Genomic DNA, 14604 nt, shown 5'->3' with positions numbered 1-14604 from the left:
GGCCCCTGTCTGCCGCCGACGCACGAAAAACCGAGCCCCCGCCTGTCCTGGCGGGGGCTCGGCTCGTCCGGCGGGTGTCCGTCAGCCGGTGAGGACCGGTTCCCGGCGACGGCCGGGGAGTTCGGCCGGCCTGCCGGCTTCCGGCTGCCGCCGTCCGCCGATCAGTACGGCCGCCAGGCCGAGCAGGGCCCAGGCCGTCAGGGTCAGTGCGGCCCCGCCCGCCGCGGCGCCGTCGAAGAAGGCCACCGACCTCAGCAGTGAGCCACCCGCGCCCGGCGGGAGCCACTGGCCGATCGTGCCGACCGGTTCGGGAAGCAGTTCAGGCGCGCTCGTGACGCCCGAGAAGGAGTTGCCGAGCAGCACCATCAGCAGCGCGCCCACGCCGATGCCCATCGAGCCGACCAGTGCCGCGAGCCCTGCGACGCCGGAGGAGATGGCCAGCACGGTGAGTCCGACGGCGCCGGCTTCCGTCCACCAGTCACCCGTCACCACGCCCAGCCAGCTGTGGGCGACGGCCGTGGCGACTATGCCCACCAGTCCCGCCGCGCCGACAAGGGCCACGGCCGCCCTGGCGCCGCGCAGCCTCATGACGGTCACCATCGCCCCCGCGGCGACGCCGGCGAGTGCCAGCGGGAGGATGCTCGCGCCGAGCGCCGCGCCGCGCGGATCCGCCTCGGGTGCGGCGACGACATCCGTGACCGGCACGGCCGTTCCCGACGGAGCAGCCCCCTTGGCCGCCTCGGTCAGCAGCTGGGAGACGACAGGGCTCGCCGCGGAGGCGGTGAGCAGCCGTGGGCCCTCCTCGGTGACGACGACGGCGCCGTATACGACCCGGTCCTCGATGGCGTCGCGGGCCGCGGCCTCGTCGTCGTAACGGTGGATCTCGAAGGCTCCCGCACGCTGTTCGAACTGCCTCTGCAGCTGGTCGGCCGCCGGTGCGGCGCCCGCGACACCCACGGGCAGATCGCGCGGGGCGATCCGGGCTGCGGGCCAGGAGAACGCCCAGAGGCTGATTGTCGCGATCAGCGGGACGAGGAGGATGACCGTGACCGCGCGGCGGTTCGGCGCAGCAGGCATGACGACTGCCTCAATTCAAAGAGAAGGATCGTTCGTTTTTTAGATGGTGACCTACTGTCTCTCCGGCCGGGACGCTTGTCAAGAAGGAACGTTCGTTTTAGATTGAGGTCATGGCACGTGTATCCCAGGAGCACCTCGACGCCCGCCGCCGGCAGATCCTCGCCGGCGCCGCGCGCTGCTTCGCCCGCAACGGCTTCCACGGCACCTCGATGCAGGACGTGCTGAGGGAGGTCGGGCTGTCGGCCGGAGCCGTATACCGCTACTTCGCGGGCAAGGAGGACCTTATCGGGGCCATCGCCGACGAGGCGTTCCGCTTCATCCGGAGCGCCTTCGAGGAGGCGGCGGAGCTCACTCCGCCCCCCACTCCCGATGTGCTCCTCGGCAGGGTGCTGCGCGGGGTCTTCGAGGGGCAGATCTACGGGATGGAGCGCCGTGCGTGCGCCGCGCTCATCGTCCAGGCGTGGGCCGAGACCCTGCGTAACGACCAGTTGGCGAGGACGCTCGAGGACGGTTACGCCGGCATGCGCGCGGCATGGGCGAAGCTGGTGCACGCCTACCGCGCGGCCGGTCTCATGCACTCCGACGTTCCGGCCGATGATGTCGCCCGCACCATGATCGCCACAGCTCAGGGTTTCATGGCGCAGGAGGCCCTCTTCGGTGGAGTCGAACCCGCCGTCCTGGAGAACGGGTTGCGCGGGCTGATGTCCATGGATCAGTCAAAGATCAGTTAACGCGCCGGAAAAACTTCCGCCCTAACGTGCAATACCTGGTCGCGGAATCCTCTTCATCGTTCAACAGAGTGTTGAAGGCGGGATAGGGTCCCGCTGCGTCCGGGGCAGGTACCGGGCGGGAGACGAAGAGGGTGGAAGCGTGCAACTGACTCCGCACGAACAGGAACGCCTGCTCATCCATGTGGCGGCCGATGTCGCCGAGAAGCGCAGGGCGCGCGGACTGCGGCTGAATCACCCCGAGGCGATCGCGCTGATCACGTCGCACCTTCTGGAAGGTGCCCGCGACGGCCGGACCGTGGCCGAACTGATGGCCTCCGGGAGAAAGGTCCTCACCCGCGACGACGTCATGGACGGCATCCCCGAGATGATCCACGACGTCCAGGTGGAGGCCACCTTCCCGGACGGAACCAAGCTCGTCACCGTCCACGAACCGATCGTCTGACGGGGGAACGGCCGATGATTCCCGGAGAGATCCTGTTCGCGGAGGGGCGGATCGCGCTCAACGAAGGGCGCCCCGCCACCCGCCTCACCGTCCTCAACGCCGCGGACCGGCCCGTCCAGGTCGGCTCGCACTACCACTTCGCCGAGGCCAACCCCGGCCTGGACTTCGACCGCCGCGCCGCCCACGGGCTGCGGCTGAACATCGCCGCCGGGACCGCCGTGCGCTTCGAACCCGGTATCCCCGTCGATGTCGAACTCGTCCCGCTCGCAGGTCTGCGTATCGTCCCCGGACTGCGCGGCGACACCGGAGGTTCCCTCGATGCCTGAACTCAGCCGCCCCGTGTACGCCGACCTGTTCGGGCCCACCACCGGCGACCGCATCCGGCTCGCCGACACCGATCTCGTCGTCGAGATCGAGGAGGACCGCTCCGGCGGCCCCGGACGGGCCGGTGACGAGGCGGTGTTCGGCGGCGGCAAGGTGATCCGCGAATCGATGGGGCAGGCGCGGACCACCCGCGCCGAAGGGGCTCCCGACACCGTCATCACCGGCGCCGTCATCATCGACCACTGGGGCGTCGTCAAGGCCGACGTCGGCATCCGTGACGGCCGGATCACCGGGATCGGCAAGGCCGGCAACCCGGACACGATGGACGGCGTCCACCCCGAGCTGGTCATCGGCCCCGAGACCGAGATCATCGCGGGCAACGGCAAGTTCGTCACCGCCGGTGCCATCGACGCGCACGTCCACTTCATCTCGCCGACCCTCGTCGACCAGGCTCTCTCCTCCGGGATCACCACCCTCGTCGGCGGAGGCACGGGCCCGGCCGAGGGGACCAAGGCCACGACGATCACCCCGGGACCCTGGCACCTTGCCCGGATGTTCGAGGCGCTTGAGGCATACCCGGTCAACATCGGTCTGCTCGGCAAGGGCAACACGATGTCCCGGGAGGCCATGCACTCCCAACTGCGCGCGGGCGCACTGGGGTTCAAGATCCATGAGGACTGGGGCGCGACCCCCGCCGTCATCGACGCCTGCCTGGGTGTGTGCGAGGAGACCGGCGCCCAGCTCGCCATCCACACGGACACGCTCAACGAGGCCGGGTTCGTCGCCGACACGCTGGCCGCCATCGCGGGGCGCTCCATCCACGCATACCACACCGAAGGCGCGGGCGGCGGGCACGCTCCCGACATCATCAGCGTGGTCTCGGAGCCCTACGTCCTGCCCAGCTCCACCAACCCGACCCGGCCGCACACCGTCAACACCATCGAGGAACACCTCGACATGCTGATGGTCTGCCACCACCTCAACCCCACGGTGCCGGAGGACCTCGCCTTCGCCGAGTCCCGGATCCGGCCCTCGACCATCGCGGCCGAGGACATCCTCCACGACCTCGGAGCCATCTCGATCATCTCCTCGGACTCCCAGGCGATGGGCCGCATCGGCGAGGTGATCCTGCGTACCTGGCAGACCGCCCATGTGATGAAGCGGCGGCGCGGAGCCCTGCCGGGTGACGGTCCCGCCGACAACCACCGGGCACGTCGATATGTCGCCAAGTACACGATCAACCCGGCGGTGGCCCAAGGACTGGACCGGGAGATCGGTTCCGTCGAGACCGGAAAGCTCGCCGATCTCGTGCTGTGGGACCCGGCGTTCTTCGGCGTCAAGCCGCAGACCGTGATCAAGGGGGGCCAGATCGCCTACGCGCAGATGGGCGACGCCAACGCGTCGATCCCCACCCCGCAGCCGGTCATGCCGCGCCCGATGTTCGGCGCCGTGGGCCGCGCACCCTCGGCCAACTCGCTCAACTTCGTCTCCTCCGCCGCCGTCGAGGCCGGGCTGCCGGAACGCCTGGGGCTCGGCAAGGAGTTCGTGCCGATCACCAGCACCCGAGGCGTCACCAAGGCGGACATGCGGGAGAACGACGCCCTGCCCCGGGTCCAGGTCGACCCCGACAGCTTCGCCGTCACCATCGACGGCGATCCGGTCGAACCCGCCCCCGCCGCCGAGCTCCCCATGGCCCAGCGGTACTTCCTTTTCTGAGGGCAGGACAGCACTCCATGACGACTCGCGCAGCCCTGCTCGTCCTCGCCGACGGCCGTTTCCCCGCAGGAGGGCACGCCCACTCCGGCGGGGCCGAGCCGGCCGTCAAGGCGGGACGCATCCGGAACGCCGAGGACCTGGCGGACTTCTGCCTGGGCCGGCTTCACACCACCGGGCTCACCTCAGCCGCCCTGGCCGCCGCGGCCGCCCACGGCCTGGACCCGCTCGCCCTCGACGAGGCCGCCGACGCCCGGACGCCCTCGCCGGCCCTCAGGAACGTCGCCCGCAAGCTCGGCCGGCAGCTGATGAGGGCGGCGCGAGCCACCTGGCCGAGCGCCGAACTGGCCGCGCTCGCCGAGGCCCGGCCGCGCGGCGCCCACCAGCCCGTCGTCCTCGGGCTCACGGCACGGGCCGCCGGCCTCGACCCCGCGGACGCCGCACACTGCGTCGCCTACGAAGCGGTCAGCGGCCCGGCCACGGCGGTGGTACGTCTGCTGTCCCTTGACCCCTTCGAGGCCACCGCGGTCCTCGCCCGGCTCGCGCCCGCACTCGACCGGGTCGCCGAACAGGCCGCCGAGGCCGCCCGGCGCGGCATCGACGCCCTGCCGGCCGCCTCCGCCCCGCTGCTCGACATCTCCGCCGAGGCCCACGCGGCCTGGTCCGTCCGCCTGTTCGCGTCCTGAACCCCGCGAACCCCAGCTCACCGTCATCACCAGGAGCCGCACCATGCATCTCGACCACGCGCACACCGGCCCGGCCGCCGTCAGTGCCGACTCCACCCGCCCCGACGGCACCCGCCGCGCGCTTCGGATCGGCCTGGGAGGACCGGTCGGATCCGGCAAGACGGCCACCGTCGCCGCCCTCTGCCGCGCCCTGCGCGACCGGATCTCCATCGCCGTCGTCACCAACGACATCTACACCCGCGAGGACGCCGCCTTCCTGCTCCGCAACGCGGTGCTGCCGCCCGAACGCATCCAGGCCGTCGAGACCGGGGCCTGCCCGCACACCGCCATCCGCGACGACATCTCGGCCAACCTCGAGGCGGTCGAGGATCTGGAGGCCTCCGTAGGCCCCCTCGACCTCATCCTCGTCGAATCGGGCGGCGACAACCTCACCGCGACCTTCTCCAAAGGGCTCGTCGACGCACAGGTCTTCGTGATCGACGTCGCGGGCGGCGACGACATTCCCCGTAAGGGCGGCCCCGGCGTCACCACCGCCGACCTGCTCGTCATCAACAAGACCGACCTCGCCCCCTACGTCGGCTCCGACCTGGGCAGGATGGCCCGCGACGCCGCGGAGCAGCGAGGTGACCTTCCCGTGGTGTTCACCTCCCTGACCGGCGCCGACGGTGTCGGGCCCGTCGCCGACTGGGTGCGGGCCCGGCTCGCGGACTGGACCGCATGAGCGTCACGGCCATCGCCCGGATCACGGCTTCCGCCGACGGGCGGGGATCCACCGTGCTGCCGGTCCTCGAGAGCGAAGGCCCGCTCGCCCTGCGCCGGACCAGATCCCCGGATGCCACGTACGCGCGGGTCACCGTGGTCGGCGCGATGAGCGCTCCCCTCGGCGGGGACCGGCTCACGATCGAGGCGCGGGTGGAGGACGGCGCACGGGTGACGGTGGACTCCGCCGCGGCCACCGTGGCGCTCCCCGGGGCCGGCCCGGACGCATGCGCCGCCTCGTACGACGTGCGGCTGAGCGTGGGGGAGGGGGCCGAACTCCACTGGCTCCCCGAACAGATCGTCTCCGCCCACGGCAGCGATCTCGACATGACCACCCGGGCCGAACTCGCCAACAGCGCCCGCCTGGTGCTCCGTGAGGAACAGATTCTGGGCAGGCACGGTGAACCCACCGGCCGGCTCTCGACGCGTCTGACCGTGCGGAGAGCCGGCCGTCCGCTGCTCGACCAGCAACTGTCCTACGGGCCGGGAGCGCCGGGAGGCTGGGACGGCGCGGCCGTCCTGGGCGGCCACCGCGCCGTCGGGCAGCTGCTTGTCGTCGACCCCGCCTTCGACGACGGTCTTCCCGCACCGCGACTGCTCGGCCCCACCGCCGCGGTCACCCCGCTGGCCGGGCCCGCCGTCCTGGTGACCGCGCTCGCAGCCGACGCGCGGCTGCTGCGCGCGGTGCTGGACGAGGCGCTGGAGGGTCTGCTGAAGGAGGGAAAGGCCCTTCGGGAGCCGTGAGTTCGCTCAGCGGGACAGGACGCACCGGTTATTGGTTCGGTAAAGAAACATGCGTACGCCCTGTTCTCAGCGACCTCACAGACGAAAGGATCCTCCTGGACATGTGAACCAGCGCGCCGCCACCGGCGGCGCATCACGCAGGGGGAGGTTCCACTTGAGACGCACAGCGGTGCTCGGTTCGGCCGGCACACTGATCGCGGGCGCGCTCATAGCGGGGGCGATAGCCGCACCGGCCGCCGGTGCCGACAGCCGGCACCACGGCGACCAGGAGGCGCGCGGTGTCCAGATCGCCGCCGTCCGGGCCGCGAAGGCCGGAATCGACTGGACGGACTGTCCGGCCGACTGGGCGATCGCCGCACCCATCCAGTGCGGCTGGGTGAGCGTTCCGCTCGACTACGCCGAGCCGAACGGCAAGCGGATCAAGCTGGCGGTCGACCGGCACGTCAGCACGGGCACGAAGGACGAACGCCAGGGCGCACTCGTCTACAACCCGGGAGGCCCCGGCGGCTCGGGCATGGCGTTCCCGAAGCGCATCGTCACCAAGAACCCGCTCTGGACGAAGACCGCGAAGGCGTACGACTTCGTCGGCTTCGACCCGCGCGGGGTCGGCCACTCCGCGCCGATCTCCTGCATCGATCCCCAGGAGTTCGTGAAGGCCCCGAAGGCCGATCCGGTGCCGGACAGCGAGGCCGACAAGCGGGCCCAGCGCAAGCTCGCCGCCGAGTACGCCGACGGCTGCGCCGAGCGCAGCGGTGACATGCTGCCGCACATGACGACGCCCAACACCGCACGCGACCTGGATGTCATCCGCGCCGCGCTCGGCGAACGGAAGCTCAACTTCCTGGGTGTCTCCTACGGCACCTACCTGGGCGCGGTCTACGGCACGCTCTTCCCGTCGCACGTACGCCGCATGGTCGTCGACAGCGTGGTCAACCCGGCGAAGGACAACATCTGGTACGAGGCCAACCTCAACCAGGACATCGCCTTCCAGACGCGCTGGAACGACTGGAAGACATGGGTCGCCGAGAACGACGCGGCCTACCACATCGGTGACACGCCCGAGAAGGTCGAGCAGGCGTGGCTGACCCTGCGCGCCGCGGCCAAGAAGAGTCCGATCGGCGGCGTCCTCGGCCCCGCCGAACTCATCGGTTTCTTCCAGGGCGCGCCGTACTACGACTCCGCCTGGGCACCCACCGCCCAGGTCTGGAGCGACTACCTGGGCGGCGACACCCAGGCGCTGATCGACGCCGCGGCGCCCGACCTGTCGGACACCGCCGGGAACGTCAGCTCGGAGAACAGCAACGCCGTGTACACGGCGGTCGAGTGCGCGGACGCCAAGTGGCCCACGAGCTGGAAGAAGTGGGACCGCGACAACACCCGGCTGCACAAGGACCACCCGTTCATGACCTGGGCCAACGCCTGGATGAACCTGCCGTGTGCGACCTGGCCGTCCAAGCAGCAGACCCCGCTGGACGTCCGCACCGGCAAGGGCCTGCCTCCGGTACTGATCGTGCAGTCCACACGCGACGCCGCCACCCCGTACGAGGGCGCCGTCGAGCTGCACAAGCGCTTCAAGGGCTCCCGTCTCATCACCGAGAAGGGCGCCGGTTCGCACGGTGTCACGGGCCTGGTCAACCCCTGCGTCAACGAGCGGGTGGACACCTACCTGCTCACGGGGAAGACCGACCGGCGCGATGTGACGTGCACCCCGCACGCCACACCGACTCCGTGATCACCACCTGACGTGAGCGGGCGGCCGATGTCTTCCGGCGGCCGCCCGCTCACCCCCCACCCCGGGCCGGTGCAGCGCCGCTCACGCTCCCCGGTCGTACCGGTCCAGCCAGGCGTCCTCGGCCGCGTAGTCGAAGAGCGCCTCGCCGTAGTTGCGGGCCATCGCCGGGAAGGCCTGCTTCCAGTCGCGTCCCTGCAGCTGGGCGACCAGCCATTCGACGGTCTGCGGCAGCGACTCGACATACCCCGTGACCGGGCGGTAGCCCAGCTCCCGTTCGGCAGCGGCCATGTCGTACACGATGGGATGCGTACCGCTCCACGGCGTCTCCCCGATACCGCCCTCGGGCGGCGCACCCGCCACCAGCACCGTCTCGGTCTCCACACCGAGCACTTCGTCGACGGCCGAGCCGATCTCGGCGACGGTCGGCGCCTGCGGGTCCGCCGCGTTGAGCACCCGGGGAGCCGGGCGCCGGGCGGCGAGGCGTATGAGCTCGGCGATGTTGGACACATGGGCCGGATGGAACCGGCTCGCCCCGTCGTACGCGAGGACCCGCCGTCGGCGTCCGTCCACCGATCGCTTGACGAAGTACAGCTCGCGCGGAGTCCGGCAGTGCGTCCCGTGGATCGCGCCCGCCCGGAGGAGCGTCACCGGCAACGCGTCGCCGGCCGCGAGCAGTTCCTGCTCCAGCGCTGTCTTCCGCGTCCCGTACGTCGTGTCCTCAGGGGCGACCGTGCGCTGTGTCTCCGGGACCGGCACCGGATACTCCGGGAAGCCGTCGGGCTCGCCCTGTGTGTCGAAACTGCGGCTCCGGTCGTCCTCGTACACCGCGCCGCTGGATATGACGACCGCGGAGCCGACCCGGCCCGCGAGCCCGACGAGCTGCGCGGCGTGGTCCCGGCGGAGGGCGACCATGTCGACCAGGACATCACAGCCCTCACCGAGCGCCGCCTCCAGCGCCCCCTCCTTCTCGCGGTCCACCGCGACGGTGCGGACCCCCTCGTCCCAGCCGCTGTCCCGGCCGCCCCCGCGTGAGGCGGCGACCACTTCCCAGCCGTCCTCGGCCAGAGCCCGCACCGCGGGACGGCCGATCTGTCCCGTGGCTCCCAGCACGAACGCTCGTCCTCTGCTCATACGGGGAACGCTACTGGCGGCCCCGTCGGCCGGACCAGAGGAATCTGCCCACAGCAGATTCCCCGCTCAGCGTGGCCGACGTGGGAACTTCCTGGTCTCCTCGGCCTGCGCCGCCTTCGCCTTGACCGCGTACTCGTCGACGTACTCCTGCCCGGAGAGACCGAGGATGGCGTACATGATCTCGTCCGTGACCGCACGGATCGCCGCCTTCTGGTCCTCCAGCCCGGCGTAACGGGAGAAGTCCAGCGGCTCACCGAACCGGATCGTGACCCGCTTGACCTTGGGCATCTTCTGACCGGGCGGCTGGATCTCGAACGTGCCGACCATCGCACAGGGGATGACCGGTACGCCCGCCCTGATCGCCATCACCGCGACACCGACCTTGCCCTTGTACAGCCGTCCGTCGTGCGAGCGGGTGCCCTCCGGATAGATGCCGAGCAGTTCACCCTTGCTCAGCACCCCCAGCCCCTCGCGGATGGCAGCCTGTCCGGCCTCCTTGCCGGACCGGTCCACGGGGATCTGCCCGATGCTGTGGAAGAACGCCGCTGTCAGCTTGCCCTTGATGCCGGGGCCGGTGAAGTACTCGGCCTTCGCGAGGAACGTGATGCGGCGCCGGAGGATGGCGGGCATCAGGAAGTGGTCGGAGAAGGAGAGGTGGTTGCCCGCGACGATGGCTGCGCCGTCGTCGGGAATGTGTTCCAGCCCCTCGATGCGAGGCCGGAACACCAGCCGGAGCAGGGGGCCCAGCACGACATACTTCAGGACGTAATAGAACACAGCATCTCTCCTAGCCTTCCGGACCGGGCTGTTGGCCGCGTTCTGCCAGGTCACGCATAGTGTTGTCGCTCGTGTGGCCGACGCGTCGGTGCGGCTCACGGCGGACCGGCCTCCTCCGACTGGTACCCGCTTCTCGTCGCCTCACCTGACGCGCCATCAGTCGATGGTGCGTACGGATTCCGTCGTTTCTCTCCGGCGGAGATCGTAGCTCTGTTCCGGGTGCTTCCGGGAAGTCCTGCGGAGCGGGGGCGGGCACCAGACCGCCGTGACGTGGCGGGAGCCAGCGAAAGGGTCCTCCGAACCTGTCGGAGGACCCTTCCGGATCAGGTGTGGCTTCGCGCCGGGTCCCGCGTCAAGGGGCCGTCCCGTCACCCTCGGAGCAGGCGCCCCAGCGCCCACCGCGCCGGGCCGGCATAGGCTGCGACAGCGACAGCGGGTCCCTCGATCCGGAGCGTCGTGGCCGTGCAGCCCGGCAGGCGCAGGACCTCGTGACGCAGCCGCAGGAGCACCGGGCCCAGCCGGACCCTCCAGGCCCACCGCCACCGTTCCTCGTCCACCGACTCGACGACGAACGCCGCCGTGACCCCGAACAGGGAGACGATCTCACCCCGGGTGCCGGGCCTGATCCATTCGTCGTTCACGCGCACCGCCCTGATCTGCGGCGACCAGGACGGCCATCGGGCCGGCGTGACGTAGCGCAGCCAGACGTCCTCGGCCGCCGCGCGGCCTTCGGCCCGTAGCGTCACAGCTGCCATCGGACCGGACCTCGCTCATCCGGCCTGGTCGTGGATGAACTCGTTGAGGGCCTTGCCCGGCCGCAGGGAGGCCTCGCCGCCCACGTCGTGGAAGCTGCCGAAGCCCACCAGGGTGACCGCTCTCCCCGCCTTGAGGGCTTCGGCGATCGCGCCGGGCTCCGCGACCGTGCCGAACAGGGCGTCCACGACCCGGCCGATCTGCTCGGCCGGCACCTCGCCGTCCTCCGCCGTCTTGCGTCCGATCGCCTCGATCAGCCCGGCCCTGTCCATGCGAAGCACCCACTTCCCGCCGACGGAGACGCGCGACAGACACGACCTCGCGGTCCACGTCGGCCGGTCACGCGCCACACAGTGTCACCAGGGTGACACCGGTGGCGCACCTCCGCACGGCGCCGTACGCCGGCCGGGTGCGGAGGCCGGCGGACCTTTCGCCGGCGGGGGCGGGAGGCGCAGCCGCGGGCCGGCCGCTCCCTTCGTCAGGTGTCGCGGGTGGCGAGCATCCCCAGAGTGGCGAGCCCGAGGACCACCCAACCGAACCAGAGCCAGCCGTTGCTCCCCAGTGCCACTGTGTACGCCGTCACCGCGACCAGCGCGCCGACCGTGAGCACTCCCATGGTTTTCGTGGATCCAGGCATGAGCGCACGCTCCTCACCCGGCCGCACGGCCGGTGAAGCCATGGTCACCCCTCGGGGGCGCCCACCGCTACTGGCCGCGCGCCTGCAATGACGCGAGATAGGCGTTGTACGCCTTCAGTTCCTGATCGCCGTCCCGGTCGGCGGCACGGTCGGAACGCTTGGCCGTCCGCTGCTCGGAGCGGTACCACTGGAAGACCAGCGCGATCAGCACCAGCACGGACGGGATCTCGCTGAAGGCCCAGGCGATCCCGCCGGCCGCGGACTGGTCGCCCAGGGCGTCGATACCGAGCGAGGCCGGGGGGTTCTCGTACGCCTTCACCATCGGCTGGCTCGCCATCATCAGCGCGATCCCGAAGAACGCGTGGAACGGCATGCCCGCGAAGAGCTCCAGCATCCGCATCACGTAACCGGGCCGGTGCGGGCCGGGGTCGATGCCCATGATCGGCCAGAAGAACACCAGGCCGACCGCCAGGAAGTGCACCATCATCGCGATGTGGCCCGTCTTCGACCCCATGAGGAAGTCGAACAGCGGAGTGAAGTAGAGCCCGTACAGGCTCGCGATGAAGAGCGGGATCGTGAAGACCGGATGCGTGATGATCTTCATGTAGCGGCTGTGGAGCAGCTTGAGCAGCAGCTCGCGCGGTCCTGTACGGTCCCGCCCGGCCACGGGCAGCGCCCGCAGGGCCAGCGTCACCGGGGCGCCCAGCAGCAGCAGGATCGGCGACACCATGCTGATCACCATGTGCTGAACCATGTGCACGCTGAACATGACCATGCCGTAGTCGTTCAGCCCCGTACACATCACCAGGGCGATGGACAGCACACCGATGACGAAGAACACGATCCGGTTCACCGGCCAGCCGTCACCCCGGGCGCGCAGCCGCGCGACCCCGTAGCCGTACAGGGCGAGGGCGGCGACGCAGCCGACCAGGAAGAACGGGTCCGCGGAGAACTCGAGCCCGCGTCCCAGCGTGAACGGCGGCAGATCCATGTTCATGCCGTGCCCGCCGTGATCCATCTGTTCACTCCCGCTGGGGACGTCCCCGTTTCGTGCCGGTTGTCCGGTCCAGACTAGAACCGCCCCCGGCCGCGGGTGCGGCCGGGGGCGGTTCAGCGGGTGTCGTGACGGTCAGAGTACGACCTGCGCCTCGGCGTAGCGCTCGGCCGGGACCGTCTTCAGGGTCTCCACGGCAGCCGCCAGGGGGACCATCGTGATGTCCGTGCCGCGCAGCGCCGTCATCATGCCGAACTCGCCGCGGTGAGCGGCCTCCACCGCGTGCCAGCCGAAGCGGGTGGCCAGGACGCGGTCGTACGCGGTCGGGGTGCCGCCGCGCTGCACATGGCCGAGGATCACGGGGCGGGCCTCCTTGCCGAGGCGCTGCTCCAGCTCGCCGGAGAGCTGCGTCGCCACGCCGGCGAAGCGCTCATGGCCGTAGATGTCCTTCTTGCCCTGGTTGAACTCCATGGAGCCCTCCCGCGGCTTCGCACCCTCCGCGACGACGACGATCGCGAACTTCTTGCCGTCCGAGAAGCGCTTGCCGACCAGTGCGGTCAGCTCGTCGATGTCGAAGGGCCGCTCGGGTACGACGATGGCGTGCGCGCCGGCCGCCATGCCCGAGTGCAGCGCGATCCAGCCGGTGTGGCGGCCCATGACCTCGACGATCAGCACCCGCTGGTGCGACTCCGCCGTGGTCTTCAGCCGGTCCAGCGCCTCGGTCGCGACGCCGACGGCCGTGTCGAAACCGAAGGTCACGTCGGTGGAGGCGATGTCGTTGTCGATGGTCTTCGGCACACCGACGATGGGCAGACCGGCCTCGGAGAGCAGATTGGCGGCCTTCAGCGTGCCCTCGCCGCCGATCGGGATGATCGCGTCCAGGCCCAGGTCGGCGACATGGCCCTTCGCCCGCTCCACGCCGTCACGCAGATGCGCGGGCTGGACACGGGAGGAGCCGAGGATCGTGCCACCACGCGCGAGGATGCCGCCGACCGCGTCGAGGTCGAGCTTGCGGTAGTCGCACTCGAGGAGGCCCTTCCACCCGTCGTGGAAGCCGATGACCTCGTCGCCGTGGTCGACGACCGCGCGGTGTACGACGGAACGGATGACGGCGTTGAGGCCGGGGCAGTCGCCACCGGAGGTGAGCACACCAATTCGCATTGCCCGGGAAACCTTTGCAACGTGGGCCGACGCCGGACCACGTCGTCCGGTTGGATCCCCGCCACCCTACCGGCGCGGGGTGGCCGGACCGAACCCACTGTCCGACTGCTGGACGTCCACCGGATGTACACCGGCCCGGCACACGCGGACCGGCCCCCGGAGAGGCCGGTCCGTACGGGCCGCGTCAGGCGGGGCTGGGTCAGGCGGGCTGGGTCGCCGCGGCGATCCGCTCGGCGCGCAGCGCCTCGTACCACCGGTCGTCGCTCGGCGGCAGGGCGTTGACGTCCAGGGCCAGCTTCAGCAGCAGGTCCGCGATCAGCGGGTTCCGGGCCAGCACCGGCCCGTGCATGTACGTACCGAAGACGGTGTCGTTGTACGCGCCTTCCGTGCCGTCACCCGTGCCGTTGCCCCGGCCGAGACGCACCCGGGCGAACGGGCGCGCCGAGGGACCGAGATGCGTGACCCCCTGGTGGTTCTCGAAACCGGTCAGCGGCGGCAGCCCCAGGTTCGGATCGATGTCGCCGAGCACGTCGCCGACGCACCGGGCGCCCTCACCACGGGTCGAGACGACGTCGAGCAGCCCGAGGCCGGGCTCGCGCTCGCCGAGGTCGTTGATGAACTCGTGGCCGAGGATCTGATAGCCCGCGCAGACCGAGAAGATGATCGCGCCGTTCGCCGCGGCCCTGTTCAGCCCGCCGTCACGGCGCAGCCGCTCCGAGGCGAGCCGCTGCGGCCGGTCCTCACCGCCGCCGATCAGATAGATGTCGCCCGACGTCGGGATGGGCTGGTCGCTGCGTACGTCCACGCGCGCCACGTCGAGGCCGCGCTGGCGGGCACGGCGCTCCACCACCAGGGCGTTGCCCTGGTCGCCGTAGGTGCTGAGGAGGTCGGGGTAGACCCACACCAGCCGCAGGCTGTTGTTGCTCATGCTTCGTCCTCTCCG

The 14604-nt window shown here is 70.7% G+C and carries 17 protein-coding genes; 8 read left to right on the top strand and 9 right to left on the bottom strand.

All coding sequences use genetic code 11. The features are described from left to right. Nucleotides 1-81 precede the first annotated feature (81 nt). Nucleotides 82-1077 (bottom strand): ABC transporter permease, encoded by a 996-nt coding sequence (locus ACIQM3_RS11200; RefSeq protein WP_401622018.1) that lies wholly within the window; start codon nucleotides 1075-1077, stop codon nucleotides 82-84. A 110-nt stretch (nucleotides 1078-1187) separates the two neighbouring features. Here ACIQM3_RS11200 and ACIQM3_RS11195 point away from each other — a divergent pair, with 110 nt between their 5' ends. The 8 genes from ACIQM3_RS11195 to ACIQM3_RS11160 all read left to right on the top strand — a co-directional run bounded on the left by ACIQM3_RS11195 (nucleotide 1188) and on the right by ACIQM3_RS11160 (nucleotide 8208). Next, nucleotides 1188-1808, top strand: a complete 621-nt coding sequence (locus tag ACIQM3_RS11195) for a TetR/AcrR family transcriptional regulator (RefSeq protein ID WP_401622015.1) — start codon at nucleotides 1188-1190, stop codon at nucleotides 1806-1808. A gap of 139 nt (nucleotides 1809-1947) precedes the next feature. Beyond that, nucleotides 1948-2250 carry an urease subunit gamma gene (locus ACIQM3_RS11190; protein ID WP_104790628.1) on the top strand — a complete coding sequence of 101 codons (303 nt, stop codon included), beginning with the start codon at nucleotides 1948-1950 and terminating at the stop codon, nucleotides 2248-2250. Between the two features lie 14 nt (nucleotides 2251-2264). After that, nucleotides 2265-2576 carry an urease subunit beta gene (locus tag ACIQM3_RS11185; RefSeq protein WP_393756989.1) on the top strand — a complete coding sequence of 104 codons (312 nt, stop codon included), beginning with the start codon at nucleotides 2265-2267 and terminating at the stop codon, nucleotides 2574-2576. After that, nucleotides 2569-4290, top strand: a complete 1722-nt coding sequence (locus tag ACIQM3_RS11180; protein ID WP_401622012.1) for an urease subunit alpha — start codon at nucleotides 2569-2571, stop codon at nucleotides 4288-4290. The genes ACIQM3_RS11185 and ACIQM3_RS11180 overlap by 8 nt, the downstream gene beginning before the upstream one ends. A gap of 17 nt (nucleotides 4291-4307) precedes the next feature. Beyond that, nucleotides 4308-4973 carry an urease accessory protein UreF gene (locus ACIQM3_RS11175; protein ID WP_401622010.1) on the top strand — a complete coding sequence of 222 codons (666 nt, stop codon included), beginning with the start codon at nucleotides 4308-4310 and terminating at the stop codon, nucleotides 4971-4973. Between the two features lie 43 nt (nucleotides 4974-5016). Beyond that, entirely contained in the window at nucleotides 5017-5694 is a 678-nt protein-coding gene (ureG, locus tag ACIQM3_RS11170; RefSeq protein ID WP_401622008.1) for an urease accessory protein UreG, read from the top strand. Continuing rightward, complete coding sequence (locus ACIQM3_RS11165; RefSeq protein ID WP_401622005.1) at nucleotides 5691-6476, top strand: urease accessory protein UreD; 786 nt, start codon at nucleotides 5691-5693, stop codon at nucleotides 6474-6476. Before ureG ends, ACIQM3_RS11165 begins: the two co-directional genes overlap by 4 nt. A gap of 154 nt (nucleotides 6477-6630) precedes the next feature. Beyond that, nucleotides 6631-8208 carry an alpha/beta hydrolase gene (locus ACIQM3_RS11160; RefSeq protein WP_401622002.1) on the top strand — a complete coding sequence of 526 codons (1578 nt, stop codon included), beginning with the start codon at nucleotides 6631-6633 and terminating at the stop codon, nucleotides 8206-8208. A gap of 81 nt (nucleotides 8209-8289) precedes the next feature. Here the strand turns inward: ACIQM3_RS11160 and ACIQM3_RS11155 are convergent, their stop codons facing one another. The 8 genes from ACIQM3_RS11155 to ACIQM3_RS11120 form a co-directional block, all read right to left on the bottom strand. Next, nucleotides 8290-9318 (bottom strand): NAD-dependent epimerase/dehydratase family protein, encoded by a 1029-nt coding sequence (locus ACIQM3_RS11155; protein ID WP_401622426.1) that lies wholly within the window; start codon nucleotides 9316-9318, stop codon nucleotides 8290-8292. Between the two features lie 87 nt (nucleotides 9319-9405). Then, complete coding sequence (locus ACIQM3_RS11150) at nucleotides 9406-10116, bottom strand: lysophospholipid acyltransferase family protein (protein ID WP_401621999.1); 711 nt, start codon at nucleotides 10114-10116, stop codon at nucleotides 9406-9408. Between the two features lie 368 nt (nucleotides 10117-10484). Continuing rightward, nucleotides 10485-10871: a polyketide cyclase/dehydrase gene (locus tag ACIQM3_RS11145; protein WP_401621996.1), complete on the bottom strand. Its 387-nt coding sequence runs from the start codon at nucleotides 10869-10871 to the stop codon at nucleotides 10485-10487. 15 nt (nucleotides 10872-10886) lie between these two features. Next, nucleotides 10887-11141, bottom strand: coding sequence for an HU family DNA-binding protein (locus ACIQM3_RS11140; RefSeq protein ID WP_401621993.1), 255 nt, complete (start codon nucleotides 11139-11141; stop codon nucleotides 10887-10889). Nucleotides 11142-11347: 206 nt separating this feature from the next. After that, nucleotides 11348-11506 (bottom strand): hypothetical protein, encoded by a 159-nt coding sequence (locus ACIQM3_RS11135; RefSeq protein ID WP_107103313.1) that lies wholly within the window; start codon nucleotides 11504-11506, stop codon nucleotides 11348-11350. A gap of 67 nt (nucleotides 11507-11573) precedes the next feature. Then, a complete protein-coding gene (locus ACIQM3_RS11130; protein ID WP_362927752.1) occupies nucleotides 11574-12524 on the bottom strand; it encodes a cytochrome c oxidase assembly protein in 951 nt (316 codons plus the stop codon). Between the two features lie 111 nt (nucleotides 12525-12635). After that, complete coding sequence (locus ACIQM3_RS11125) at nucleotides 12636-13661, bottom strand: 6-phosphofructokinase (protein ID WP_401621989.1); 1026 nt, start codon at nucleotides 13659-13661, stop codon at nucleotides 12636-12638. 199 nt (nucleotides 13662-13860) lie between these two features. Further along, a complete protein-coding gene (locus ACIQM3_RS11120; RefSeq protein ID WP_393756960.1) occupies nucleotides 13861-14589 on the bottom strand; it encodes a type 1 glutamine amidotransferase in 729 nt (242 codons plus the stop codon). Between the last annotated feature and the right edge of the window lie 15 nt (nucleotides 14590-14604).

The sequence above is a fragment of the Streptomyces sp. NPDC091271 genome (assembly GCF_044757505.1).
Lineage (GTDB): Bacteria > Actinomycetota > Actinomycetes > Streptomycetales > Streptomycetaceae > Streptomyces.
The sequence above is the reverse complement of the archived record's forward strand: the minus strand, read 5'-3'. Positions and strand labels throughout refer to the sequence as shown.

What these genes read in the sequence shown, in the direction of transcription:
- ACIQM3_RS11185 (WP_393756989.1), top strand. Translation starts at nt 2,265, where the DNA reads ATGATTCCCGGAGAGATCCTGTTCGCGGAGGGGCGGATCGCGCTCAAC.
- ACIQM3_RS11165 (WP_401622005.1), top strand. Translation starts at nt 5,691, where the DNA reads ATGAGCGTCACGGCCATCGCCCGGATCACGGCTTCCGCCGACGGGCGG.
- ACIQM3_RS11120 (WP_393756960.1), bottom strand. Translation starts at nt 14,589, where the DNA reads ATGAGCAACAACAGCCTGCGGCTGGTGTGGGTCTACCCCGACCTCCTC.
- ACIQM3_RS11135 (WP_107103313.1), bottom strand. Translation starts at nt 11,506, where the DNA reads ATGCCTGGATCCACGAAAACCATGGGAGTGCTCACGGTCGGCGCGCTG.
- ACIQM3_RS11125 (WP_401621989.1), bottom strand. Translation starts at nt 13,661, where the DNA reads ATGCGAATTGGTGTGCTCACCTCCGGTGGCGACTGCCCCGGCCTCAAC.
- ACIQM3_RS11130 (WP_362927752.1), bottom strand. Translation starts at nt 12,524, where the DNA reads ATGGATCACGGCGGGCACGGCATGAACATGGATCTGCCGCCGTTCACG.
- ureG (WP_401622008.1), top strand. Translation starts at nt 5,017, where the DNA reads ATGCATCTCGACCACGCGCACACCGGCCCGGCCGCCGTCAGTGCCGAC.
- ACIQM3_RS11195 (WP_401622015.1), top strand. Translation starts at nt 1,188, where the DNA reads ATGGCACGTGTATCCCAGGAGCACCTCGACGCCCGCCGCCGGCAGATC.
- ACIQM3_RS11180 (WP_401622012.1), top strand. Translation starts at nt 2,569, where the DNA reads ATGCCTGAACTCAGCCGCCCCGTGTACGCCGACCTGTTCGGGCCCACC.
- ACIQM3_RS11200 (WP_401622018.1), bottom strand. Translation starts at nt 1,077, where the DNA reads ATGCCTGCTGCGCCGAACCGCCGCGCGGTCACGGTCATCCTCCTCGTC.
- ACIQM3_RS11175 (WP_401622010.1), top strand. Translation starts at nt 4,308, where the DNA reads ATGACGACTCGCGCAGCCCTGCTCGTCCTCGCCGACGGCCGTTTCCCC.
- ACIQM3_RS11145 (WP_401621996.1), bottom strand. Translation starts at nt 10,871, where the DNA reads ATGGCAGCTGTGACGCTACGGGCCGAAGGCCGCGCGGCGGCCGAGGAC.
- ACIQM3_RS11140 (WP_401621993.1), bottom strand. Translation starts at nt 11,141, where the DNA reads ATGGACAGGGCCGGGCTGATCGAGGCGATCGGACGCAAGACGGCGGAG.